Consider the following 23,321-nt stretch of genomic DNA (forward strand, 5'->3'; position numbering starts at 1 on the left):
CCTCCTGTTTCACAACACGAGCATTGCAAAGCAATGTCACGTCAGGGGGCTTATCTGTTGTGCTTACTGTTTAAATATCAGGATTCCATACTGCTCCTACCAGTACTAATCTGTGATCATTCTCGACCACGTACAAAACCGATAATGTACCCCAGCGCGAAACATGCAAATCCAAGCGAAAATACTGGAAGTATCGCGTTAATTGTCGCTACCGATGTAAAACTGGCCCACCTGCCGATGTAAATCTGACCCACCTAGGGTAAAAATGGCAGTTTTAAGGCACTGCCAATGATGACATTGGAGACCAGAGTGGAGATTAGTGTTTTACACCGTCAGGGCATGTCGATACGCGCCATCGCGCGCCAGCTTTCATGCTCTCGTGAGACCGTTCGCAGATATATTCGTAGCCCGCTGCCCGTAGCGGATATGCGCTACAAGCCTCGCGCACCCAGACCCTGCAAGCTTGACCCGTTCAAGACCTATATCCTTGAGCGCGTGGCCGCTGCCAGGCCCCTCTGGATACCCGCCAGTGTGCTGCTGCGCGAGATCCGTCAGCGTGGTTACGAGGGTGGTTACAGCATGCTGACCGCTTTCCTGCACCCCATTAAGCAGCCCGTCACTGAAGAGGTAACACGCTTCGAGACCGAGCCTGGCTTTCAGATGCAAGTTGATTTCACCATCATCAGACTCGGTCATAACCCATTGCTGGCCTTTGTCGCCACGCTGGGCTGGAGCCGCGCGACTTTCGTCAAGTTTTACAGCAACCAGGACTCCGCTGCCTGGTGTGACGGCATTGAGTCTGCGCTCAGGTTCTTCGGCGGGACGCCGCATCAGCTGCTGTTCGACAACGCCAAGGCCATCATCATTGAGCGCGATGTCTACGGCCCCGGTAAGCATCGCTGGAACCCGCAGTTGATGCACGTCGCCGAGAAGTATGCCTTTACTCCCAAGGTCTGCCGACCCTATCGCGCCAAGACCAAGGGTAAGGTTGAGCGGTTTAACCATTACCTCAAGAACAGCTTTATCGTGCCTCTTACCGCGACCTTCCGGCAGGCCGGGCTGGTACTGGATGTACCTGCTGCCAACACACGCATCGGCGAGTGGCTGGTCACCGTCGCGAACACACGAGTGCATGGCACCACAGGCGTACCGCCTGAGCAGCGCATGCCGCGCGAGCGTGCTGCGCTATTGCCGTTACCGAAGGTCACGTTGGCATTGCCTGCACCTGTCCCAGCGCTCAGCCAGCGTCCGGTGCCGACCGAGAGCCTGCAACATCCTCTGGCAACGTACCAGGCCTTGCTCGAGGTGCCAGCATGAACCTTCAACATGATCGTATTGCCGCGCTCTGCGAGCAACTCAAGCTCGACCGCCTGCCGGCAGAGTGGCCGGGTGTGGCACAGGCGACCATCGACAACAGCGGCACGCATGCCGACTTCCTGGAAGCCGTTTTGCAGCTCCAGCATGATGGCCAGAACGAACGGCGTCGCCAGACCATTTTGCGGTTATCAGGCCTGCCGGTGATAAAAACACTGGAGCAGTTCGATTACGCCTATGCCAGTGGCGTTCCACGAAGTCAGATCCAGGAGTTGGCGGGTCTGACATTTATCGAACGTCAGGAGAACGTTGTCCTGCTCGGGCCTTCTGGCGTCGGCAAAACGCACCTGGCGACCGCCATTGGCTATAAGGCCGCGATGGCGGGTTTAAGCATTCGGTTCATTACCGCCGCCGACATGATGCTGCAACTGATGGCGTCACATCGTCAGGGTGACCTGAAGGGCTACCTGAACCGCGTCGTAGGTAAACCTAAGCTGTTGATCATCGACGAAGTGGGATATCTGCCGTTCGGTAAAATGGAGGCGAACCTGTTCTTCCAGGTAGTCGCTAAACGGTATGAGTCAGGCAGCGTGATCCTGACCAGCAACCTGCCGTTTACGCAGTGGTCCGGAACGTTTGGTGATGACGAGACACTGACGGCAGCGATGCTGGATCGGCTGCTTCACCATGCGCATATCGCCCAAATCAGCGGCCAAAGCTATCGACTGAAAGATAAGCTGAAAAGCGGTCAACTCCAGAAGAAAACGAAAGCAACAACGCTCGAATGATTCAAAGGGGGTGGGTCAGTTTTACTTTGGCAGGGTGGGTCAGAATTCGATCGGTATTGACAGTTAATCGTCTCAGACATGGAAACCTCATGATGGAGCCACTTGGCTTAAGCAACTGGATTGCAATTATCGGAGTCGTAATCGCCGTGATTGGGATCATTACTCCGCACTTTCTCAGTGTAAAAAGTTCCGTTAAAACCAGATTCAGGGAAGCCGCCGCACCATTGCTGGAAAAGCTGCTCGACGAGATTGAGGCTATAGAGGGAGGATCTTATCCGTTCAGGAAAATCAGAGAGTCAGAGCTTAAAAAACTGCTTCACCTTATTCCAAACCGGAACAGGAAAAAATTTCAGTTTGCGATTGACCAATATCTGGAGGCCCATGACATTGCAATAACAAAGCACTGGCATGACGAAAACCCTTCCGATGGCCCGGTATTTTTTCCGGCGAGCTTTGTGATTAAAAACCCTGATGAAGTATTAGTTAAAATGTCACATCTCAAGAAAGAATTGAGCTGGTGAAAAGAAATAAATAACCCCGCCAATTGGCGAGGTTTCGAATGTTATGTGTCAGTGCGTAGTGACAACTCATAGCAGAATAAAGCCGGTTTTGTCATGACATGTACTAGCTCAGACCTGATCTGACAGTTACCGGTTATTTATACAGGTGTCTGTCAGATTAAATCTGGTTCAGATTCTTTTCTGCCCAGACTCGTTTTCCATCAAGTAAAGTCGCCATCGGCGTTCGCCCGCAGCACATTTTTCCCTGATGAGTTCGCTCATTATTGTAATGCCACAACCAGTTGTCCAGATCTGCCTGCAGGCTTTCCAGGTCTCCGTATAACTTCTTGCGGAACGTAACCTGATAAAAATCCTGCAAAATGGTTTTATGGAAGCGCTCGCAGATGCCGTTTGTCTGCGGAGACATCGCCTTCGTTTTTGTATGGTCGATATCGTTGATCGCCAGATAAAGCTGATAATCATGCTGCTCCACTTTACCACAGTACTCCGTACCCCTGTCGGTCAGTATTCTCAGCATTGGCAGCCCCTGAGCCTCATAGAACGGCAGTACACGATCATTGAGCAGGTCGGCAGCTGTGATCGGCGTTTTACTCGTATACAGCTTGCAGTGGGCCACTTTCGAGTGCGTATCCACGAACGTCTGATGGTAGATGCGGCCCACGTCCTTCAGATTGCCAACGTAGAAAGTGTCCTGCGACCCCAGATAACCCGGGTGAGCCGTCTCGATTTCACCACAGGCATCGTCGTCGTGTGCCTTTTTCTCCAGTGCAGCGATTTGAGCGTCGGTAAGCACGATGCCTTCTCTGGCGACCTTTTCCTCAAGCGCCTTCAGGCGTTTACGGAAGTTCTCCAGATCGTGTCGCTGCCAGACGGAGCGCACGCCGCTGCCGGAGATAAACACGCCTTTTTTACGCAGCTCATTGCTGGTCCGGTGCTGCCCGTGGGCCGGAAACTCAACGGCATATTCAACAACCGCGCGTTCAGTGGCTTCGTCGGCGCGGTTCTTCAGGTTGGGAACCCGCCGGTTCTGGTTAACCAGCGCATCAATGCCGCCTTCAGCAGCCAGTTCCTGATAACGGTAAAACGTGTCGCGTGACACGCCCATGATCTTGCAGGCTTTTGATACGTTGCCGAGTTCTTCGGCGAGATTGAGCAGGCCGGCTTTGTGTTTGATGATGGGATTGTTAGTATGAAGCATGAGAGTTACCTCGCGTTTTGTTTAAGGATTGGACACCTATATCAAAACCGGTAACTCTCAACCTTTCAAGGTCCAGTGTCAGATCAAGTCGCGACTAATACACATGACACAACTAATTTCAGTTTCGGTGGTAAAATATTTTCTTTCTGACATTCCCGATCCATTTCCAGCTTAATATCCAATGCGCAAAGCGCTCCCTGAATAAAACTCTCACCCTGCTGGATGCGCACTGAAACGGTGTTGTAGGAAATGCCCAGCACCTTTTCCAGCGCCCTGAGTGTCATCCCATCTATGTAATACTTTTCTAAAATTGCGCAAAGGTATTCGTCGTGTTTGCTCAGGCGGATCATTGCTTCACTGATAAACATGCCATCATCGTCACAGCATGACGGACGCCCGGCCCGGCTGGCGGGAAGCAGGCGTGAAAGACCAGCAGCTGTACGCGGGTAGCCAATATTTGTATCACCGCTTGCTGCCCATGCACCCCAACGAGCCAAAACCATTTGAATATCGCGCATTATGCTACCGCCTTTCGATTAAAAGTGAGCTCCCGAACCTGATCGCCTTTCTGGATGACGTCGTTAAAGTCATCAGAGTCAGGCCAGCGCACGGTTACTTTCTGTATGTCGTTTTTTGCCAGTAAATTTCTATGGGCACAGGCAAACGCCGCCGAATGCCCCGTTGCGGTATGTCTGTCCATGTCGGTGAAAATAATCAGGTGTGTTACCCCTGCCGGCGCGAGAAATTTTTCCATGAAGTTCGCGTTAATGACTGACCATGTATTGACGCCGTACAGCTGTTTGCAGGACAGCGCTGTTTCTACGCCCTCAGCAATACCCAGCGTCGAGGCAACCGGGAACAACCTAATCGCTACCGATACGGCATATTCCAGATAGCTATCGTCCTGTAGCTTTTTCTGTTTTTTAGCCATATCAACATCTGCTTTTTTATCTCCATCGAGTAGCGTGCGATGCAGGTAACACAGGTTCATTTTGCTGTCGGTTGCCAGTGACCAAATTGCCTGCAGTGAGCCGCCACCATGCAGTGGCTGGCTGGAACAGTATCTGGCCGCATCCGGCACCGGCAGCGTGAATATTCCTCTGCTGCTGAGATAAGACTGAGCGGGTGTGTCGCGCAGACCCTGCATGTCAGCGAACTTGCGCAATACGGCATCGCGTATTTGATCCACCGTTGCAACCTGCTTCTGACGTTGCGGAGCGCTGGGGTCACGCTGCCAGACATTGCCGATAATCTGATCCACCTCTGCAAACAATTCGCGGATAGACTTCTGCTGCGTCAGCTCAAGCAGTTTCCATCCGTCACCACTACCGCAGCTGCAAATCCACGTACCGCGACCGTCTTTATCGTCAATGCGGAACTTCCCTTTTCGGTCACACACAGGGCATTCTTTCGCCCAGTGCTTCAGGCCTGTAACAGGAGGCAGTCCAAACGCTTTGAATATCTGCGGCCACTTACCAACTGCCGCCTCAACCGTTTTCATCAGGCGGCACCTCGTGATTTACTGAAAGCGATGAACTTAGCCTTGATATAACCGGCTACTTCCGGCCCTGTTTCCGTTGGGAAATCTGAAAGACCATTAGGCCATTCTCCAAACTTCTCTCTGAAGGTGTGCGCACACCAGCCATCAGATACCGGCTTTTTCCCGCTGAAAGCCCTGAATCTCTGATAGCCTTTAATCTGGCTCCACCAAGACTGCTTTTCCCTGCGGGTATAAATGCGCTTCTTCCCGGTCAGCTTATGCAGATTCCGGCTGGTGTCAGTCTCAACGTTCTCACCGCCAACGGGCTTGAATCCGCACTTGGGGCAGACATAAACACCGGCAGGCTTCATGAAGTGACACTGATTGCACTCCTTCGGCTTTTTCTCTGGCTTGTCGCTGTCGATATAGCCGCCGGCAGCTTTCATGCCATCACTTTTGCCTGGCAGCTCGTCATACTCGATGTCGTCTGGATATCCCAGCCGGTGGATGCTTCCGCTGTGATCGAAAATCAGGCAGTGGTCTTTTCCTGATGCAGTGCGCAGCCCGCGGCCCAGACACTGGATCCAGCGCATTTCTGATTTAGTCGGGCGCGCATAGATGATGCAGCGCACATCGCTGTCAAAACCTGCCGTCAGCACACCAACATTGACGATTACCTTTGTAGCGCCCTGCTCAAAGCGATGGATAATCATCCGGCGCTCATCGGGTGGTGTCGCGTCAATGATGATTTCTGCTGCAACGCCAGCACGGTTAAATTCTGTTGTGATGAACCCCGCATGAGACTGGTTGACGCAGAAGCACACTGTGGGCCGGTCTTCACCGTTCTGAAGCCAGTTACTGACGATATCGCCAACCAGAGCAGCATCACCCATGATTTCTGCCAGCTGGTCCTCGTTGTAATCACGACCAAAGCCCGCCAGGCTGGATGTCTTCACACCTGCCAGATCCGGTGTTGTCGGTGCGTAAAATTCGTATGGGCTGAGGTCACCAATGCTGATCAGCTCTTTCATCGTGGTCGGCTTAATAAGGCGCTCGTAATACTGCCCCATCCACGGGGAAAACGGCGTACCTGACAAACCCACCACGCGGATGTCACGGTCGCGGATGATCTCCAGCAGCGCACGGCGTTTCATGTGGGCTTCATCGATAATCAGCAGGTCGATATTGTCCGGGAATTCACGGCGGATCAGCGTGTCAGCAGAAGCAATCTGAATAAGGCGATCCGGGTCGTGCGGCTGGTAATCACGCCATACATAGCTGATCTGGTTTTCCGGCAGTCCGTACTGCATGAAACGCTGAGCAGTCTGGTGAACCAGTGTCAGGTATGGCGCAACAAACATGGTGCGTTTACCGCTCTCCAGCGCCCTGTCAGTCAGGAATGCCGATACGAATGTCTTCCCGTAGCCGACTGGTGCGTACAGCAGGAATGTGCAATAGTTATTCCAGTCACTGCGAAGCATTTGAAGCCCGGTGATCTGCTTGGTCTTTGGTTTGAGATTAAGCATCGCTCCCTCCAGCAGCAGCCGAATCGGTATCACTCGCCAAAGTTCTCCCGTTCGGCTTGCTGTGTCCCTTGTTCATAATCTGTTCTTTCCACTCGTTGATAATCCGCTTGCTGTCATCACGGTGTGCAGGGTGTGGCATCAGACGGTAATCACGTTCGTAGTCGATTTTGTGAAAATGCGGGTTGATGATTTTCGGTGCCACAATGCCCACGGCGCGTTTCACGTCTTCGTCAGTCGGTACGCGCTCAAGGAATTTTTTGAACTCCAGATCCCCGTTAATCTTCAGTCCGTCAACAATCTTGCGCAGTTGCTTTACAGCCCGGAAAAGCTCTTTAACGAAATCGTTATCCGCTGACGGCATCGGCTCGCCTGCAACCTCAATACCGTCGATGTACAGCGGAATGCTGTCGATAAACGCGTGACGGTTCAGGTGTTTATTCACCTCAGCGGTGGTGATGTATGGGTAAGATTTGACCAGGTTGAACAGCTTAATGGCCGTTGCGCCATCGTGCCGGGATGGGCGACCATTAGCGCAGCGCACGGCGGCGATCAGCGCGTCCTGGTGCTGCAGCGTCAGCATGTCGTAATCACCTACCACGATGTAATGCGTGCTCAGGTCTTCCATGTTCACCGGCTTCGCGTGGCTGTTGTGGGGCTTGTGAGGTTTATGCTCTTTGCGTGCCGGGGTGATGGATTTAACCAGTACTTCGGCCTGCTGCTGATCCATGCCAGCCTTGACCAGTTCGGCGACAACACGGACGGGCTTCCATTCAGCAAATTTCCGATGCTTCGCAATGATCTGTTCCGGTGTCTTATTGCTCATTTCCTACTCTCTTTCTTATTGAGATTTGTTCTCATTTGTCGAAAAAAAATATGGGGGTACATAAGTAAGTGATCTCTGTCAGATCGGAGAAAGGTCACTTTTGCCAGTAACACAGTCCCAAACCTGAGTCGCTTTTCGCACGACTCTCACCACCACCCCTGTGCCAGCTGATCCTCTCTGGTCTCAACAGCGGCTACCGGCTGGGCATGGTCACTGGCAAGTGTGGGTTTTTCAGTCAGCCCCATAGCTGCATTCTGGTAACGGTTCACATACAGGCGCAGACGGGTGTTGGCATTGCGGCGCCCAGCGTTCTGTTGCTTGTGAGCCAGAGGTTCAGCGTCGAAAGACTCCTGGTAGCGATCAGCATAGAGAAGCGCCACCTTGTGCCGCATGGATACCGGCAGACGGTTAAGTTGCTCCTGAATCCACTTGCCATCCTCCGGAACGAAAACGGATGGCATCACCGTGGCGAGGTAATCAGGCTGCATGGCCGGGTCCTGCTGGGTGGGGGAATAAATCTGGAAGATCGGGCCGGATTTGGTGGGGTTGAACGCTCCCATTTGATGCTTTAACAATCGCCATGACGTAATCAGCCTTGACGCGACGACCATTTAACCAGCGGAAAACAGCCACCGATGAAACGCCACAAGCGCGGGCCAAAGCCGCCTGGCTTCCAGCCTGATCTACAGCCTGCTGAATGTAAGGATTAATCATTTTTGTTTCCCAAAGTTAAAATCAACATTCAGATTTTAGACTGTTGATTAACTTTAGGCAATACCGTAAGTTAATTTACAGTTATTAACTAAAGGTATAGAATTCGGGTCATGAAAACATTTGCTGAGCGGCTTCAGTCCGCAATGAAAGACGCTGGATACACACAGGCATCGCTTGCGCAAGCGGTGGGCGTATCTGTGCCCAGTATTTGGAAGTTGATATCTGGAAAATCAGTTACCACAAGAAAATTAGTGGAGATTTCAAATGCGCTTGGTGTTGAGCCTGAATGGCTCTCTACCGGCAAAGGACCCATAGTATCGGTGAGCAAAGGCACTCCTTCGGGGGCTATACCACCTCAAGATGAGTGGATACAGGTCGACTCTTGGGATGGAAACACGCCTCTTAACTCAGATGAGGTTGAGGTTCCATTTCTCAGGGACATTGAATTTGCCTGTGGTGATGGTAGTTGTACGGACGAAGACTACAATGGGTTCAAGTTGAGATTTTCAAAAGCGACATTGCGCCGAGTAGGTGCAAGAACTGATGGTAAAGGGGTGCTTTGCTTCCCTGCAAGGGGCGATAGTATGGAGCCTAATATCCCTGACGGCACAACTGTCGCGGTAAATACCGACGACAAGCGCATTATTGATGGCAAGATATACGCCATCGCGCAAGATGGATGGAAGCGCATTAAGATGCTTTACAGGGTAGGCCCTCATAGAGTCAGTATTAGGAGTTTCAACTCAGCTGAGCATACCCCCGAAGAGTGCGATCTTAAAGAGCTAGAGATTATAGGGCGTGTTTTTTGGTGGTCAGTGGTTGATTACTAATCAAAGTTAATAATAAGACCGGCGAAAGCCGGTTTTTTTTCGCGTAAAATCAATGAAATATAAAAAATACGGAATTTTATTAACTTTAGTTGTTTACCAAAGTTAATTGATGATTTACCTTTATCTCATCGGCAGCTATTGGAGTTAATGAGATGGTCATCTCACAGGATTTACCTAAGGCAATTCTTGTTAATAAAAAAAACAAAGAAATTGTGAATTGTTTTCACAAAGTTAACCCTTGCTTCGAACTTACCTTTGAAGACAAAGGTGACAATTCACCACCTTTCAAAATTAAATATAGCAAGCATGAGAAGCTAATAGCGTTATATGGACTCAATGGGGGTATGTATAACCTGTTGGACATATTCAATTGCTATGAAGATGCAAATAAAAAAACTCAGGGGATGATTGACCGAACTCCCGGCATGAAAGAAAAGATTAACAACTTCTTTAGCTAATTAAATCGAATTCAAATTACAGCGCCCGCGCTGGGGAATTCCGCAACCAAATTTCACGGAGGTCAGTATGGAATTATGTATCGCACTATCAATTCTTGCTGGCCTCTCAATGGTCATCGCGTTTATTACGCTGCCATTTATGGAGTAAAAAATAATGAGTAAATCAACTGTTTTGGATGGCTATGAAATAAAAAAGCCAGATTTATTAAAGCTTGAGCGAGATGGTATCTACTCTAACTCCGCAGTTGACACTGCCCGCGCTGCGGCTGAGTACGCCAGCCAGTTAAGTCATGAGTATCACAGCCTCCTTCATCGCCACCTGTTTATGGCTAATCCAAAAGTGGCGGGGCGTTTTCATAGTCTTATAACAGAGCTGACGACCATGACAGATTTAACGCTGCACAATGTAAGGTTCGGCAGGAAATGAAAATAAAAGACCATTCTAAATATGTAACCGCAGTGAAGTTACATAAAGCAGGTCACGACATTCTTGCCAACTTGTTTTTACGTGCAGCGTACGGGGTGAAATGATGAAATCTAATGACCTTGTTATTTGCGAAGCGGCTGAAATGGCTAGTCAGCTTACTTCACTGATGGAGCTTTTATTTGAACGTGGCACAGGGAACGGGCTGAAAGTAAATGATCCGTTAATCGGCCTCGCATTCAACATGGCTACAAAAATTCAGTTCTTTTTGCAGGAAGAGGAAGACCGTCAGGATAAGGAAGAAATTAATGACAAGCATCGTTGAGCGTAATCGCACGCGCCTGGTAAATATCTATCTTGCAACTCTGGTGCATAAAACCGGCGTAATGATGGCCCCCGTTAAATTGCCGGACGGGAAAATGACGGCTATCGAACTTGATTCAGAAATCGTAAGTAAGGCGCTTATTAAATTCTTCGAAACTGCTGTTAACAAAGTTATCTCTGGTGATGCAGCTGACCGTGAAATTGCAGAAACCTATGGCGACTGCGTGAAGCTCAAATCAGGAAAGCTTTCTGATATAGGCGTCGGTTTCATGAATGCGCTAATAAGCAATCTAATCGAGCAGGCATTCAGCCAGCGAGGTGCGGAATGACGATGGCCAACCCATTGCCCGAGCGCCAATACCTTTTGGAGTGCTTCTCTTATGAAGCTGAGACGGGCTCTCTCACATGGCGGAAAAGGCCAATTGAGCACTTCTCGAGTTCTAGCCGGCAAAAGCAGTTTAACTCCGCATTTGGAGGTAAACGGGCGGGAAGTATAGCAACAGTGTCTGTGTCGGCGGGTCGTCAATACCGGATTGTAAGGCTGAATGGTGTTTTGTTCTATGCGCATAGAGTTGCCTACAAGTTGGCAACCGGTGAAGAACCGCTGGTCATTGACCACATCGATGGCGACACATTGAACAACAAGCTTACCAACCTACGCACCTGCACCACGGTCGACAACAGCAGGAACGTGAAGATTAGAGAAACCAACAAGTCTGGTTGCACCGGGGTTAGCTGGACAGAGAGAAAACAAAGGTGGCGGGCATACATCACCGTTGGTGCCAGGCAGATCGCATTAGGAACATATAGGCGATTTGAAGACGCAGTAAGGGCCCGAAAAGCAGCCGAGAAAATTTATGGATTTCATCCAAACCACGGCACCAGATAACTAACAAATTAAGGACAGAAAATGATCCAAGTCTCTAAAAAATTGCCTGGTGTGGATGACGCTTTCCGCCAGGTCAAATCACCGGTTTATATCGTGACACGTCACGGACGTAACCGCCGCTTCCTCAGCCGCAGCGCTGCGATCAATAACCTGGTGCATTTCATGGTGACTGGCACCTTCGATAAGGCTGGCATCCAGACGCATGAACCCTCGCAGCAGGTATGGAATGAAGGCGTTCTGGTGCACAAGCAGGGAGAACTGACTGAGCAGTACTGGAATGCGCACCATCGCACCTATCGCCGAGTGCTGAAAATTATGGCCCGCCGCCGGGCAATCACGAAGTGGAAGAAGAATTACGACGCAGCCAGCAGCAACATCGCCCAACTGCTTAGCCAGAAACCTTACTGAGGCATAACTATGAACAATTTTGTTATCGGTACCGATTCACAGGCAGCAATGACCAGCCTGGACATTGCTGATCTGGTAAGCAGCCGCCACGACAACGTCAAAAGAACTATCGAGCGGCTTTCCTCTGCTGGCGTGATTTCCCACCCTCCAATGGAGGACGGGGAGAAGTCAGCTAACGGCGTAGTGCTGAAGCTCTACAGGTTCCAAGGGGAAACCGGCAAGCGTGACAGCATCATCGTCGTTGCTCAGCTCTGCCCCGAGTTTACTGCTCGCCTGGTAGATCGTTGGAAAGAGCTGGAAGAAGAACGCGCCAGGCCTAAGTCGCAGGCTGAGCTTAACCTCGCTTATGCGCTGGCTCAGGTTGAACAGGAGCGCAGGCTGAACACAGTTGAAAGCAAAATGCATGAGGTGGTCGAGACCGTAGAGAAAATTAAGCGCGGCTCGATCCCTGCAGGATGGGCGGGATATTCAGTGCTGCGAGTTAAATGCGGCATGACCGATGCCAAATGCCGGACGCTGGTTAAAGGCTACAACATCCCTACTGACACTATCACCATCATGACGCCGGAGGGACAGCCGCGCCCGATGAAGATCGTACTTGAGGCGGATTTTATGGCGACCTTTCGCGGAATGATGGATGAGGCGGAACAGCGCGGAACAAAGTGGTTTCACCCGAACATGGGCCTGTTTCAGGTCATCGGCTGGGAGGCTAAATAATGTTTATTCACACCGATTTCCTTCGCGCTGCACTTTGCTGTGTGGCCGAACAGACAGAAGAACGCCGCTATTTGCAGGGCGTTCATATTACCAGTACGCATATTCAGGCGTGCAACCGGGCCGCATGCGTTTCTATGGAGCATGGTGCCAGCGATGCTATTGAAGGTGTGTTCATTCTTCATGGCGTAATCCCCGATGAGGCTGAAGGGACGTATATCAAACCGCTGTATGGGGCACTTGTGGCTGAACATGTTACTGCGGATAACAAGGTGATCGGCCGCAGTAACCTTGAGTCTGTTCAGTGTCAGTACCCCGACTTCAGCAAGCTGCTGGCTGGAGAACCAGAGCCATGTGACACATTCCCGGTATTCCAGGCAAAGTATCTTGCCCTTCCTTTTCTGATGTTCGGGTTCGATTTCGGTGTCCTTCCTGTGCAGTTCAAACCATGGGGCAACGAAAAACCATGCCAGATCGTTTTCGACAGCGTGATCAATAAGTTTTACGGCAATCCTCAACTGGTAATCATGCCAATGCGGAATAACGCTTTCGAATTAATGGGGGCGTTGCTGAATGAAGAAAGTTGCTGAGCTGGTCATGTTCACACTGTTCTTTTCCAGCCTGGCGGGGCTGGGATTAACGGCGGGTTTCTACTCGTTCATTTACACAGCTCGACTGCTTGCGAGGGTGATCGGATGAAATTTGACTTCAAAGACCACGGAGCCGTGGCAACGCTGACCATCACCAGTAGCCTGCTGGAGTTTCGGCGGCACAACCGGGCGGTAGATGCCGCCCTGCTCTCTGCTGATGTGCTCGCCAGAACGTCAGGCATCCTCATCCGCAAAACAGTTATCAGCGGCCCGGTTAAACGCAGTCTGCGTGCATACCGTGCGGCCACAAGGGAGGCAGCGAAATGACTCAGCAAAATGTATTTGCACTGGCGCAGGTTATCAAAGCGGCTGGCACCGACCCCAGCGAGATTACAGATGCTGTATGGGCTGCTGGCTATCGTCGCCCGGCTCGGGTGGTAGAAGAAGCCGTAACGCTGACGCTGGACATCATCGCTGGTTTTGTTGGTAACGACTTGCCATGGGCAGTCTGGCCAAAAAGCTATGACAACATTCTCAAGTGTGAGCTGAATGAAATTATCGAAGAGGCTCTCCACGCATACAAAACAGCACACAGCATCGCCAGCAAGCTTCTGATTGACGGTTACAACAAGGTGGTGCCCAATGACGCAGCATGAAATGGCCAACCTCAACGACACGCTGGTGAAAGCCAGCGTCAAAATCGATGACGGGCGCGATCACTCGCAGTGCCTGGTGTGGCGAATGAACCAGAAGCGCCACATACGAAACGGAGTGGTGGTTCCGAAACCGGAGGCTCCTCAGGTGGCACCGGTACACATCGAGCCGAAGAAGAAGCCACGCAAGCGCGGGCACCGGGTGGTTCAGCAAGCGATAGGAGCGGTGTGATGAGCGAGCAAAAAATTACTGAACGCGAAGCCTTTGAAGCAGCTCTCGTTGAGTGGTGGCCTCAAGCCAAAGGCAACTTGAACTTTGATGATGGCGAATACAGCAATCATTTCATGAACTATGCATGGTGGGGTTGGCAGGCAAGTCAGAAGCACCGGGCCGCATCGCATGATGTCGCTGAAGCTAATTCAGGGTGGAAGCTGGTCCCCGTGGAACCGACGCGGCAAATGATGTCTCAGGGCCATTTCGCAATGGCCGGCACCGACAGAGGTAAGTTTCGCCGAATCTATATGGCAATGGTTGCGGCCGCGCCGGAGGTAAGCAAATGAAGTACGGCAAGCTGACAGATGGTGAAATCAGCGTGCTGGTCTGCAGGCTGGAAAATCCGAAGTATGAGGCAGTAGTACACCCGAACAATCCAAAGGGCGCCCAATATACACGGAATTTTGGCAGGATCAGCCATAAGTACGGTTTCTTTCCTTGCTCACGAAGTGAGGACGGCTTCCAGATTGCCATACGCAACCGGATCGCCATTGCGCCAGCATCCAAAACGACATGGGAAGCGAGACACGAAAGCGGTGTAGCCGCCCGGCATAAAAACCCGTTAAGAGCAGCGATGATTGTATATCTGATGGTAAAAGATTTTGAGGAGGGGAACAATGCAAGCTGATGAAATTATGCTCACGGCTGACGTGCTGAAGCGCTACAAGATTTCTCGCAGCACTCTTTACTTCTGGAGCACGCCAGAGAGGATGCCGGCATGTTTCAGCCGCCCATTCCCCAAACCAACGATCGGGGGGAGCCCTAAGCGCTGGCGGGGAGCAGACCTGCTGAAATGGGAAGAGGAAGTCAGTTGTATTAGTCGCGACTTGATCTGACACTGGACCTTGAAAGGTTGAGAGTTACCGGTTTTGATATAGGTGTCCAATCCTTAAACAAAACGCGAGGTAACTCTCATGCTTCATACTAACAATCCCATCATCAAACACAAAGCCGGCCTGCTCAATCTCGCCGAAGAACTCGGCAACGTATCAAAAGCCTGCAAGATCATGGGCGTGTCACGCGACACGTTTTACCGTTATCAGGAACTGGCTGCTGAAGGCGGCATTGATGCGCTGGTTAACCAGAACCGGCGGGTTCCCAACCTGAAGAACCGCGCCGACGAAGCCACTGAACGCGCGGTTGTTGAATATGCCGTTGAGTTTCCGGCCCACGGGCAGCACCGGACCAGCAATGAGCTGCGTAAAAAAGGCGTGTTTATCTCCGGCAGCGGCGTGCGCTCCGTCTGGCAGCGACACGATCTGGAGAACTTCCGTAAACGCCTGAAGGCGCTTGAGGAAAAGGTCGCCAGAGAAGGCATCGTGCTTACCGACGCTCAAATCGCTGCACTGGAGAAAAAGGCACACGACGACGATGCCTGTGGTGAAATCGAGACGGCTCACCCGGGTTATCTGGGGTCGCAGGACACTTTCTACGTTGGCAATCTGAAGGGCGTGGGCCGCATCTACCAGCAGACGTTCGTGGATACGTACTCGAAAGTGGCCCACTGCAAGCTGTATACGAGTAAAACGCCGATCACAGCTGCCGACCTGCTCAATGATCGTGTACTGCCGTTCTATGAGGCTCAGGGGCTGCCAATGCTGAGAATACTGACCGACAGGGGTACGGAGTACTGTGGTAAAGTGGAGCAGCATGATTATCAGCTTTATCTGGCGATCAACGATATCGACCATACAAAAACGAAGGCGATGTCTCCGCAGACAAACGGCATCTGCGAGCGCTTCCATAAAACCATTTTGCAGGATTTTTATCAGGTTACGTTCCGCAAGAAGTTATACGGAGACCTGGAAAGCCTGCAGGCAGATCTGGTCAACTGGTTGTGGCATTACAATAATGAGCGAACTCATCAGGGAAAAATGTGCTGCGGGCGAACGCCGATGGCGACTTTACTTGATGGAAAACGAGTCTGGGCAGAAAAGAATCTGAACCAGATTTAATCTGACAGACACCTGTATAAATAACCGGTAACTGTCAGATCAGGTCTGAGCTAGTACAAGTCAGTATTATGCCAGCCGACACGCAACCACCTTCTCCAGGTGCCTGACCCACACATCTAACCAGATGTGCTGGTCATCAAGGTAATCGTGAAGGTTGTAACGCGCCATAACGCCTCCCATCTGATGCCCCATCAACTTCTCTATCACATGTGGCGGCGCGCCGAGTTCAGAAAGGCGCGTTGCTACAGTTCTTCGCAAGTCATGTAGCGACCATTCCTTCATCCCGTTCTTCATAATTATCTGCTGGGAGAAGAAAGCAATATTTGGCTGAGCTGGCGGCTTGTCATCTTCCGGAGACTTGTAACGAGACCGGGTAATGACATGCTTTGTTATGGACTGCTTTTGGTGTTGCTGGAGCATTATCACAGCTGGTTCCGGTAGTGCCCTTCTTATCGTTTTGCCGGTTTTATATTCGCTGGCTGGAACGGTCCACGTTTTTTCCTTGAAGTTGAACCATTCCCATTTGGCGACTCTGATTTCATTGCTGCGGCAACCTGTCATCATAAGAAACCGCATGATGATTTGCTGGCGCACCGGCAATTCATTCAGGGTGTTCCAGACAAGCCGGATTTCATCGTCAGAAAGGACTCTGTCTTTCATCGCTGCTGCTATTGCCACGTCTGAACGTCGCAGGTCTGCAAGAGGGTTAATATCTATCACCCCCCTGTTATGGCAGAAGCGAAAAGCACGTTGCATCAGGCTTAGAATCTCACCGGTAACAACCCGTCGCCCCATACCATCAAACAGGCTGAGCCAGTGACTCTTGGTTGTGTGATTTACAATCATCTGGCCTAACACTGGCTTTACATGATTCTGAAAGTTCTGCCTGTTTTTATGAATCTTAATAAGGCCCTCTGGCTTGCAGTAATGCTCTTCCCAGTAATCAAAAGCCTCCTCAACAGTCATGGCTTCGATTTTTTTTATGCGGTCCAGAGCTACCTGCCGGCGAGGATCTAACCCTTCGGTAATCCACAGCCTAAATTGCTGGCGTCGTTCCCTTGCCTGTGAGAGGGATATCGACGGATAATCCCCTATAGTTAGCTGGATGGGCTTACCCTCCCAGCGATACCGGTAAAAAAATGTCACGCCACCTGAAATGGACAGCCTGACATTGAGACCGTGTGAGTCAGAAATGATCTCGATTTTGTCGCGGCGCTTTCCCAGTGCCTTCCTGAGTTTGGTATCTGTGAGCAATGTGTACACCCCTTTTGCGTATACGCAGGAGTGTACACAAAATCTATAAATTAAAGCTACACAGATTAAAGCGCAGTAAAACATCACGAAGCACAAATGAGAGATAAGCACCTGATATGAAATGCTTTTATAAATTAGATTTGCGCGAAGTAAATCATAGTAAAACGGATACGTATGCCCTCCGATAATATCTACGCAGAGAAACGGCTACCGAGCGCCTTTCGGCAAAGCTGGCACCATTTTTATGCTGATACCACTGCCATGATTGGTCTGTACGGCTTTGCTACTTTGCTGCTCCTGTGTTTGTTCGGCGGCCTGTTGGCACCTTACGGCATCGATCAACAGTTTCTTGGGTATCAGCTGCTGCCTCCCTCCTGGTCACGCTATGGCGATGTCTCGTTTTTCCTTGGCACCGATGATTTAGGCCGCGATGTATTAAGCCGACTGCTGAAGGGAGCGGCACCAACGGTGGGGGCCGCTATTCTCGTCACGCTGTTTGCCACCGTCTGCGCACTGCTGCTTGGCGTGCTGGCGGGTATGACGCATGGCGTGCGGTCAGCAGTAATGAATCACATACTGGATACGCTGCTGTCGCTCCCTTCATTACTACTGGCAATTATTGTGGTGGCGTTTCTCGGTCCGCGACTTGAGCACGCATTACTGGCGGTATGGCTGGCGCTGATGCCGCGTCTGGTGCGCACTATCTATAGCGCGGTACATGATGAGCTGGAGAAAGAGTATGTCGTGGCGGCCCGGCTGGATGGCGCCACCAGCAGCAATATTTTGCGATATGCGATTTTGCCGAACGTGTTGCCGATGTTAATTAGCGAAATTACCCGTGCGCTGTCCATGGCGATTCTGGATATTGCAGCGCTGGGCTTTCTTGATCTGGGCGCGCAACTGCCTTCGCCCGAATGGGGCGCGATGCTCGGCGATTCACTGGAACTGATCTACGTCGCGCCGTGGACGGTGATGCTCCCTGGCGCGGCGCTAATGATCAGCGTATTGATTGTTAACCTGCTCGGTGACGGTATTCGCCGTGCCGTCGAAGCGGGAGTGGAATAATGCCGTTACTTGATATTCGCACCCTGACCATTGAATTTATGACCGCCGATGGTCCGGTTACAGCGGTTGATCGCGTCAACCTGACCCTGAATGCGGGTGAAATTCGTGGTCTGGTGGGTGAATCCGGGTCGGGAAAAAGTCTGGTGGCAAAAGCTATCTGCGGCGTCACTAAGGATAACTGGCGCGTTACCGCCGACCGTATGCGTTTCGACGACATCGATCTGCTACGCCTGTCGGCACGCGAGCGTCGTCGTATTATCGGTCACAACGTGTCGATGATTTTCCAGGAGCCGCAGTCTTGTCTTGATCCCTCAGAAAGCATTGGCCGACAGTTAATGCAGGCGATCCCTCGCTGGACCTTTAAAGGACGCTGGTATCAACGTTGTTGGTTCTGGCGTAAAGCGCGTGCCATCGAGCTGTTGCATCGCGTTGGCATTAAAGATCACAAAGACATCATGCGCAGTTTCCCCTATGAGCTGACCGAGGGCGAATGCCAGAAGGTAATGATAGCGATTGCCCTGGCGAATCAGCCACGTCTGTTGATTGCCGATGAGCCAACGAATGCGATGGAACCCACCACTCAGGCGCAAATCTTTCGCCTGTTGAGTCGGCTCAATCAGAACAATAACACCACAATTTTGTTGATCAGCCATGACCTGCGCACCATGAGCCAATGGGCGAATCGCATTAATGTAATGTATTGCGGGCAAACGGTAGAAACAGCCCAAAGCGAAGATCTCATGTCGATTCCGCACCATCCTTATACCCAGGCACTAATACGTGCGATGCCCGATTTTGGCCGCTCGCTGCCGCATAAAAGCCGCCTGAACACCCTTTCCGGTGCCATTCCGTCACTGGAAAGTTTGCCGATTGGCTGTCGGCTTGGACCGCGCTGCCCCTATGCACAACGCAAATGTGTGGAAACGCCGCGTCTGACCGGCAGTAAATCGCACCTTTATGCCTGCCATTTCCCGTTGAATATGGAGGAGCAATAGTATGGAAACGCTGCTTGAGGTACGTAACCTTAGCAAGACCTTTCGCTATCGCACCGGGCTGTTTCGCCGCCAGCATGTTGAAGCGGTGAAATCGGTGAGTTTTACGCTTCGCGAAAAGCAGACGCTGGCGATTATCGGCGAAAATGGTTCGGGGAAATCGACATTAGCGAAGATGTTAAGCGGTATGATTCCCCCTGGCGAAGGTGAAATCCTGATTGACGATCATGCGCTTGAGTATGGTGATTACGGCTATCGTAGCCAGCGCATCCGCATGATCTTTCAGGACCCATCAAACTCCCTGAATCCACGCCAGCGCGTGAGTCAAATTCTCGATTTTCCGCTGCGGCTCAATACCGATCTTGATGCTGAGGCGCGTGAGAAGCGTATTATCGCCACGCTGCGTCAGGTGGGTTTGCTGCGCGACCATGCCGGTTATTATCCGCACATGCTGGCGCCAGGGCAAAAGCAGCGCCTGGGCCTGGCCCGCGCACTGATCCTGCAACCAAAAATTATCGTTGCCGATGAAGCCCTTGCCTCACTGGATATGACCATGCGTTCGCAGCTGGTAAACCTGATGCTTGAATTGCAGGAAAAACATGGCATCGCCTATATTTATGTTACCCAGCATCTCGGCATGATGAAGCACATCAGCGACCAGGTTTTGGTCATGCATCAGGGCGAAGTGGTGGAGCGTGGCGGTACCGCTGACGTGCTGGCTTCGCCCCTGCACGAACTGACAAAGCGGTTAATCAGCAGCCATTTTGGCGAGGCGCTGACCGCCGAAGCCTGGCGACGCTAGCGCTGATTTTTACCGCATATCGCGGAATTGACGGGTCGATTTACCCGATCTCCATGAGACGTGCTAGAATCCGCACGTCGATTAACGTCGGTCGCTCACTTTTTAATCAATGCGACCGCCAACAACAATGACCATAAGGATTACAGCTATGGGTTTTCTTTCCGGTAAGCGCATTCTGATTACTGGCGTTGCCAGTAAACTCTCCATCGCCTACGGTATTGCACAGGCGATGCACAAGCAGGGCGCAGAACTGGCTTTCACTTACCAAAACGACAAACTGAAAGGTCGTGTGGAAGAGTTTGCTAAAGATTTGGGTTCCGACATCGTTCTGCCGTGTGACGTTGCAGAAGACGAAAGCATCAAATCACTGTTCACTGAACTGGCAAAAACCTGGCCGAAATTTGACGGTTTCGTTCACTCAATTGGCTTCGCATCAGGCGATCAGCTGGATGGCGACTATGTGAATGCCGTAACCCGCGAAGGGTTCAAAATCGCTCACGATATCAGCGCCTACAGCTTTGTTGCGATGGCGAAAGAGTGTCGCGAGATGCTGAACCCAAATGCTGCGTTGCTGACCCTCTCTTATCTGGGTGCTGAGCGTGCTATCCCTAACTATAACGTAATGGGCCTGGCGAAAGCGTCACTGGAAGCGAACGTGCGCTATATGGCGAACGCGATGGGACCAGAAGGCGTCCGCGTCAATGCCGTTTCTGCTGGCCCAATCCGTACTCTGGCAGCTTCAGGCATCAAAGACTTCCGTAAAATGCTGGCACACTGCGAAGCGGTTACCCCAATTCGTCGTACCGTAACCATTGAAGACGTCGGCAACTCAGCAGCATTCCTGTGCTCTGATTTGGCTGGCGGCATTACCGGTGAAATTGTTCACGTAGATGGTGGCTTCAGCATCGCGGCTATGAACGAGCTGGAACTCAAATAAGTTCTTCAGGGCGAGCCTGTCTCGCCCTTGTTTCCTCTGTGGTTATTTCTGGCCTGCCCCTGTTTTCCTGCCGTTATATTCAAACGCTATTATTTATCACCGATCATTCTTTTGTCCTGACGTCCCGTTCGGCGACGATAAGTTAGCCCCTCGACGCCTGGCACGTTTTCAGATTTTCCTCGTGCAGGCGTGCCAGAATTTGCAAAAGGATTGACCATGGAACAACGCCGCTACCCTGGCCATAATCACTGGTTTTACGAGAGTCAGACCAGCCCACGCACCTCACAAGCGGCGCCGCTGGTTCCTGAAGCAGCCCACATTAACGATCGTTTCCTGCTGGGTTTACAGCAGGAAGCTCACGCGTTGCAATCATTGTTGCATGTTAATCAGCCCGCGCTACTGGCGGCGCGCGATCTCAGCCAGGTGTTATTTCCCGCCAGCCTTACGCCAACATTATCCCACACGCTGACCTTGTATGATCGCCTCAGCACCGCGCTTACCGTTGCCCAGGTGGCCGGTGTGCAGCGCCTGTGTAACCACTATTCCGCCCGGTTGAATCCGCTGCCGGGGCCTGACTCCTCGCGTGAAAGCAATAATCGCCTGACGCAGATCACCCAATATGCCCGCCAGCTGGCAATGCAGCCTGAGTTGATCAACGCGGCGTCTATCACTGCCCTTGATGTGGTCGGGTTGAGCGAGCCAGACATCGTCACGCTGAATCAACTGATCGGCTTTGTCTGCTATCAAGCGCGCGTGGTAGCGGGATTGCATGCATTACATGGTTCCCCGGTTCGTTGGTTACCGGGTATTCCCCTACCGCCCGATGCAGGCAGTGCAGGATTCGGGCAGGCACAGCGCTGGCAACCGACGCTCAAACCGCTGGAGTTACGTTATGCCAGCGCCGAACAGCTTGCGGCCATTACCCTCTGCCAGCCATACCACGAATTGACCGAGGCGAAATGGCTGCTGGCCCACGATCCGGCAGCGCTGTACGGCTGGATAATATTACGCCAGCGATTAGAAACCCAGCAGTTCAACCAGCTGGCGCAAGCCGCCTGTGCACGTATTCTCGGCAGCCGCTGGGCATTCCAGCATTTTCCTCAAGCAGAGGCGCTTATCGCTTCGGTCGATGAAGCCGTGTCAGATGAAGAACAGCGACAAATTGTTACGCTGGCGGCCCAGTTAACGCGCGTGCCAGAGCGTTTTAGTGCCGCACAGTTGCAGCCGTTAATGAATCGCGGATGGAAAATGGAGACGTTATTTGCGCTCATTCAGTCGGTTGCGCTAAGTAACTGGAACAGCCGCCTGTATTACGCCCTGGGCGAGGCGCGTTAAGCCAAATGTCCACGTGCCGCATCAAAGAAATGCTGAGCCAGTGGCGTGGCGCGCCCCGGTTCGGCAATAACCAATGCCGCTTCGCGCGTCATTTTTGTGATGTTGACTGGACGTTGCGCTAAATCGTGCAACGATTCGGGGAGCAGGTGCCCTTTTGGCGAAATCAGTACGCCTAAGCCCACTTGTGTGCACTGTAGTAGCTGCATAATCGATGCGCTTTCAACAATCACACGCGGGGTTACACTCGCTTCGCGAAACATCGTATCCAGATAGCGACGGAAATAGCGCGTCGGCTCGGCCAGACACAGCGGTTGCTGCGCCAGCGTTGCCAGTTCGATCACATCATATTGCGCTAAATCCTGGAAATATTCAGGATGGAAAATGATTTCAACGCCGCGATCGGCGAGTAGCGCGGCCTGAAAATGCAGCTCACGCAGTGTCGCCATTTCAAAAAAACCGATGCCGACATCAACCGTATGACTGTTTAGCGCCTCCAGTAGCTGATCGGCACTTAACACTGCAATGCGGTAATTCAACTGGGGATAACGCGCCTCTACCGCCTTCAGCAATTGTGGCAAGGCGACGCTACATTGTGGCACTACACCAAGACGCAAAGTACCATTGACGCCGTGTTTCAGCGATTCCACTTCCAGCTTTAACCCCTGATAAACCGAGACGATTTCCCGCGCCCAGGCTAAAACGCGATCGCCTTCTGGCGTAAAACCGGCAAAATTGTTGCTGCGGTTAATCAAAGACAATCCGAGTTCGCGCTCAAGATTCTTGAGCCGCATCGATAATGTAGGTTGCGTAACAAAACTGGCTTCGGCGGCACGGCCAAAGTGGCGCTCGCGCTCCAGGTTACAAAGATAAATCAATTGTTTTATGTCTATTTTCGTTACCTATCAATGGGATAACAAGGATTTCTATGAGTATAAATATAATTATGTACTAATTAACACTCCCCTTCCGAAAGGAAGGGGATTCTTGTTTCGCTGAGCCAAACCTAAGCCGCGTTAATCGGTTTAGGATCTACAGGCTCTCCACACGCTAACA

33 protein-coding genes are annotated in these 23,321 nt (G+C 51.6%); 24 read left to right on the top strand and 9 right to left on the bottom strand.

The window, feature by feature from the left end:
* Positions 1 to 288: 288 nt before the first annotated feature.
* The 3 genes from istA to H2P46_RS06055 all read left to right on the top strand — a co-directional run bounded on the left by istA (position 289) and on the right by H2P46_RS06055 (position 2,623).
* On the top strand, positions 289 to 1,317 hold the full coding sequence (gene istA / locus H2P46_RS06045) for an IS21 family transposase (protein WP_193403243.1): 1,029 nt from the start codon (positions 289 to 291) through the stop codon (positions 1,315 to 1,317).
* A complete protein-coding gene (gene istB / locus H2P46_RS06050; protein WP_193403211.1) occupies positions 1,314 to 2,102 on the top strand; it encodes an IS21-like element helper ATPase IstB in 789 nt (262 codons plus the stop codon). Before istA ends, istB begins: the two co-directional genes overlap by 4 nt.
* 89 nt (positions 2,103 to 2,191) lie before the next feature.
* Positions 2,192 to 2,623: a hypothetical protein gene (locus H2P46_RS06055; protein ID WP_193404269.1), complete on the top strand. Its 432-nt coding sequence runs from the start codon at positions 2,192 to 2,194 to the stop codon at positions 2,621 to 2,623.
* A gap of 157 nt (positions 2,624 to 2,780) precedes the next feature.
* On the opposite strand, the gene H2P46_RS06060 is transcribed toward H2P46_RS06055, so the two are convergent.
* The 7 genes from H2P46_RS06060 to H2P46_RS06090 all read right to left on the bottom strand — a co-directional run bounded on the left by H2P46_RS06060 (position 2,781) and on the right by H2P46_RS06090 (position 8,364).
* On the bottom strand, positions 2,781 to 3,821 hold the full coding sequence (locus H2P46_RS06060) for an IS481 family transposase (protein WP_193404270.1): 1,041 nt from the start codon (positions 3,819 to 3,821) through the stop codon (positions 2,781 to 2,783).
* Between the two features lie 83 nt (positions 3,822 to 3,904).
* Complete coding sequence (locus H2P46_RS06065) at positions 3,905 to 4,339, bottom strand: antiterminator Q family protein (protein ID WP_193404271.1); 435 nt, start codon at positions 4,337 to 4,339, stop codon at positions 3,905 to 3,907.
* Positions 4,339 to 5,322 carry a toprim domain-containing protein gene (locus H2P46_RS06070; RefSeq protein WP_193404272.1) on the bottom strand — a complete coding sequence of 328 codons (984 nt, stop codon included), beginning with the start codon at positions 5,320 to 5,322 and terminating at the stop codon, positions 4,339 to 4,341. Before H2P46_RS06070 ends, H2P46_RS06065 begins: the two co-directional genes overlap by 1 nt.
* Positions 5,322 to 6,827: a DEAD/DEAH box helicase gene (locus H2P46_RS06075; RefSeq protein ID WP_193404273.1), complete on the bottom strand. Its 1,506-nt coding sequence runs from the start codon at positions 6,825 to 6,827 to the stop codon at positions 5,322 to 5,324. The genes H2P46_RS06070 and H2P46_RS06075 overlap by 1 nt, the downstream gene beginning before the upstream one ends.
* Positions 6,820 to 7,650, bottom strand: a complete 831-nt coding sequence (locus H2P46_RS06080) for a hypothetical protein (protein WP_193404274.1) — start codon at positions 7,648 to 7,650, stop codon at positions 6,820 to 6,822. The genes H2P46_RS06075 and H2P46_RS06080 overlap by 8 nt, the downstream gene beginning before the upstream one ends.
* A 146-nt stretch (positions 7,651 to 7,796) precedes the next feature.
* On the bottom strand, positions 7,797 to 8,210 hold the full coding sequence (locus H2P46_RS06085; protein ID WP_238938941.1) for a hypothetical protein: 414 nt from the start codon (positions 8,208 to 8,210) through the stop codon (positions 7,797 to 7,799).
* Entirely contained in the window at positions 8,128 to 8,364 is a 237-nt protein-coding gene (locus H2P46_RS06090) for a helix-turn-helix domain-containing protein (RefSeq protein ID WP_202987353.1), read from the bottom strand. Before H2P46_RS06090 ends, H2P46_RS06085 begins: the two co-directional genes overlap by 83 nt.
* A 110-nt stretch (positions 8,365 to 8,474) precedes the next feature.
* Between H2P46_RS06090 and H2P46_RS06095 the strand changes: the two genes are divergently transcribed.
* From H2P46_RS06095 to H2P46_RS06170, 16 genes are all read left to right on the top strand, one after another.
* On the top strand, positions 8,475 to 9,194 hold the full coding sequence (locus H2P46_RS06095; protein WP_193404276.1) for an XRE family transcriptional regulator: 720 nt from the start codon (positions 8,475 to 8,477) through the stop codon (positions 9,192 to 9,194).
* 152 nt (positions 9,195 to 9,346) lie between these two features.
* Positions 9,347 to 9,652 (top strand): hypothetical protein, encoded by a 306-nt coding sequence (locus H2P46_RS06100; protein WP_193404277.1) that lies wholly within the window; start codon positions 9,347 to 9,349, stop codon positions 9,650 to 9,652.
* A gap of 154 nt (positions 9,653 to 9,806) precedes the next feature.
* A complete protein-coding gene (locus H2P46_RS06105) occupies positions 9,807 to 10,079 on the top strand; it encodes a hypothetical protein (protein ID WP_193404278.1) in 273 nt (90 codons plus the stop codon).
* A gap of 100 nt (positions 10,080 to 10,179) precedes the next feature.
* Positions 10,180 to 10,401, top strand: a complete 222-nt coding sequence (locus tag H2P46_RS06110) for a hypothetical protein (protein ID WP_193404279.1) — start codon at positions 10,180 to 10,182, stop codon at positions 10,399 to 10,401.
* Positions 10,385 to 10,729, top strand: a complete 345-nt coding sequence (locus H2P46_RS06115) for a hypothetical protein (RefSeq protein ID WP_193404280.1) — start codon at positions 10,385 to 10,387, stop codon at positions 10,727 to 10,729. The genes H2P46_RS06110 and H2P46_RS06115 overlap by 17 nt, the downstream gene beginning before the upstream one ends.
* Complete coding sequence (locus H2P46_RS06120) at positions 10,726 to 11,289, top strand: HNH endonuclease signature motif containing protein (RefSeq protein WP_193404281.1); 564 nt, start codon at positions 10,726 to 10,728, stop codon at positions 11,287 to 11,289. Before H2P46_RS06115 ends, H2P46_RS06120 begins: the two co-directional genes overlap by 4 nt.
* A 21-nt stretch (positions 11,290 to 11,310) precedes the next feature.
* Entirely contained in the window at positions 11,311 to 11,697 is a 387-nt protein-coding gene (locus H2P46_RS06125) for a hypothetical protein (protein ID WP_193404282.1), read from the top strand.
* A gap of 9 nt (positions 11,698 to 11,706) precedes the next feature.
* Positions 11,707 to 12,414: a Rha family transcriptional regulator gene (locus tag H2P46_RS06130; protein WP_193404283.1), complete on the top strand. Its 708-nt coding sequence runs from the start codon at positions 11,707 to 11,709 to the stop codon at positions 12,412 to 12,414.
* Positions 12,414 to 13,001, top strand: coding sequence for a hypothetical protein (locus H2P46_RS06135; RefSeq protein ID WP_193404284.1), 588 nt, complete (start codon positions 12,414 to 12,416; stop codon positions 12,999 to 13,001). Before H2P46_RS06130 ends, H2P46_RS06135 begins: the two co-directional genes overlap by 1 nt.
* A gap of 105 nt (positions 13,002 to 13,106) precedes the next feature.
* Positions 13,107 to 13,328, top strand: a complete 222-nt coding sequence (locus H2P46_RS06140; RefSeq protein ID WP_193404285.1) for a hypothetical protein — start codon at positions 13,107 to 13,109, stop codon at positions 13,326 to 13,328.
* Positions 13,325 to 13,657 carry a hypothetical protein gene (locus H2P46_RS06145; protein ID WP_193404286.1) on the top strand — a complete coding sequence of 111 codons (333 nt, stop codon included), beginning with the start codon at positions 13,325 to 13,327 and terminating at the stop codon, positions 13,655 to 13,657. The genes H2P46_RS06140 and H2P46_RS06145 overlap by 4 nt, the downstream gene beginning before the upstream one ends.
* Positions 13,644 to 13,886, top strand: coding sequence for a hypothetical protein (locus H2P46_RS06150; RefSeq protein WP_193404287.1), 243 nt, complete (start codon positions 13,644 to 13,646; stop codon positions 13,884 to 13,886). Before H2P46_RS06145 ends, H2P46_RS06150 begins: the two co-directional genes overlap by 14 nt.
* Positions 13,886 to 14,215 (top strand): phiTE_015 family protein, encoded by a 330-nt coding sequence (locus H2P46_RS06155; RefSeq protein WP_193404288.1) that lies wholly within the window; start codon positions 13,886 to 13,888, stop codon positions 14,213 to 14,215. Before H2P46_RS06150 ends, H2P46_RS06155 begins: the two co-directional genes overlap by 1 nt.
* The gene (locus H2P46_RS06160; protein ID WP_193404289.1) at positions 14,212 to 14,556 is read left to right on the top strand and encodes a phage protein NinX family protein; all 345 of its coding nucleotides are present in this window, start codon (positions 14,212 to 14,214) and stop codon (positions 14,554 to 14,556) included. The genes H2P46_RS06155 and H2P46_RS06160 overlap by 4 nt, the downstream gene beginning before the upstream one ends.
* On the top strand, positions 14,546 to 14,764 hold the full coding sequence (locus H2P46_RS06165) for a hypothetical protein (RefSeq protein WP_193404290.1): 219 nt from the start codon (positions 14,546 to 14,548) through the stop codon (positions 14,762 to 14,764). The genes H2P46_RS06160 and H2P46_RS06165 overlap by 11 nt, the downstream gene beginning before the upstream one ends.
* A 78-nt stretch (positions 14,765 to 14,842) precedes the next feature.
* Positions 14,843 to 15,883: an IS481 family transposase gene (locus tag H2P46_RS06170; RefSeq protein WP_193404291.1), complete on the top strand. Its 1,041-nt coding sequence runs from the start codon at positions 14,843 to 14,845 to the stop codon at positions 15,881 to 15,883.
* 66 nt (positions 15,884 to 15,949) lie between these two features.
* Here H2P46_RS06170 and H2P46_RS06175 read toward each other — a convergent pair whose 3' ends face one another.
* Positions 15,950 to 17,137: a tyrosine-type recombinase/integrase gene (locus H2P46_RS06175; protein ID WP_238938942.1), complete on the bottom strand. Its 1,188-nt coding sequence runs from the start codon at positions 17,135 to 17,137 to the stop codon at positions 15,950 to 15,952.
* Between the two features lie 174 nt (positions 17,138 to 17,311).
* On the opposite strand from H2P46_RS06175, the gene sapC reads away from it, so the two are divergent.
* From sapC to H2P46_RS06200, 5 genes are all read left to right on the top strand, one after another.
* Positions 17,312 to 18,202 carry a putrescine export ABC transporter permease SapC gene (gene sapC / locus H2P46_RS06180; protein ID WP_193404292.1) on the top strand — a complete coding sequence of 297 codons (891 nt, stop codon included), beginning with the start codon at positions 17,312 to 17,314 and terminating at the stop codon, positions 18,200 to 18,202.
* Entirely contained in the window at positions 18,202 to 19,197 is a 996-nt protein-coding gene (gene sapD / locus H2P46_RS06185; RefSeq protein WP_193404293.1) for a putrescine export ABC transporter ATP-binding protein SapD, read from the top strand. The genes sapC and sapD overlap by 1 nt, the downstream gene beginning before the upstream one ends.
* Position 19,198: 1 nt before the next feature.
* A complete protein-coding gene (gene sapF, locus H2P46_RS06190; RefSeq protein WP_193404294.1) occupies positions 19,199 to 19,996 on the top strand; it encodes a putrescine export ABC transporter ATP-binding protein SapF in 798 nt (265 codons plus the stop codon).
* Positions 19,997 to 20,144: 148 nt separating this feature from the next.
* Complete coding sequence (gene fabI / locus H2P46_RS06195; RefSeq protein WP_193404295.1) at positions 20,145 to 20,933, top strand: enoyl-ACP reductase FabI; 789 nt, start codon at positions 20,145 to 20,147, stop codon at positions 20,931 to 20,933.
* Positions 20,934 to 21,149: 216 nt separating this feature from the next.
* A complete protein-coding gene (locus H2P46_RS06200) occupies positions 21,150 to 22,268 on the top strand; it encodes a CMD domain-containing protein (protein WP_193404296.1) in 1,119 nt (372 codons plus the stop codon).
* On the opposite strand, the gene H2P46_RS06205 is transcribed toward H2P46_RS06200, so the two are convergent.
* On the bottom strand, positions 22,265 to 23,158 hold the full coding sequence (locus H2P46_RS06205; RefSeq protein ID WP_193404372.1) for a LysR substrate-binding domain-containing protein: 894 nt from the start codon (positions 23,156 to 23,158) through the stop codon (positions 22,265 to 22,267). The two genes, H2P46_RS06200 and H2P46_RS06205, sit on opposite strands and share 4 nt — an antisense overlap.
* Positions 23,159 to 23,321: the final 163 nt, after the last annotated feature.

It is taken from the genome of Mixta mediterraneensis (genome assembly GCF_014946725.1).
Taxonomy (GTDB): Bacteria; Pseudomonadota; Gammaproteobacteria; order Enterobacterales; family Enterobacteriaceae; genus Pantoea; species Pantoea mediterraneensis.